Here is a 273-nt window from a genome sequence, read left to right as displayed (position 1 = left end):
ACAGACTTACAAAACCGCCTGCGCACGCTTTACGCCCAGTAATTCCGATTAACGCTTGCACCCTACGTATTACCGCGGCTGCTGGCACGTAGTTAGCCGGTGCTTATTCTTCAGGTACCGTCATTAGGCCTCTGTATTAGAAAGACCCGTTTCTTCCCTGACAAAAGAGCTTTACAACCCGAAGGCCTTCTTCACTCACGCGGCATTGCTGGATCAGGCTTGCGCCCATTGTCCAAAATTCCCCACTGCTGCCTCCCGTAGGAGTCTGGACCG

At 53.1% G+C, this 273-nt stretch carries 1 rRNA gene; it reads right to left on the bottom strand.

Annotation, left to right across the window (positions count from 1 at the left end):
- Positions 1 to 273: ribosomal RNA gene (locus MRBLMU1_RS27635) — 16S ribosomal RNA — on the bottom strand; the annotation flags it as partial.

Source organism: Burkholderia sp. LMU1-1-1.1, from assembly GCF_040675865.1.
In the GTDB taxonomy this organism is placed as follows: domain Bacteria; phylum Pseudomonadota; class Gammaproteobacteria; order Burkholderiales; family Burkholderiaceae_D; genus Rugamonas.
Note: the sequence above shows the minus strand (reverse complement) of the source record. Positions and strands in the feature narration are given on the sequence as shown.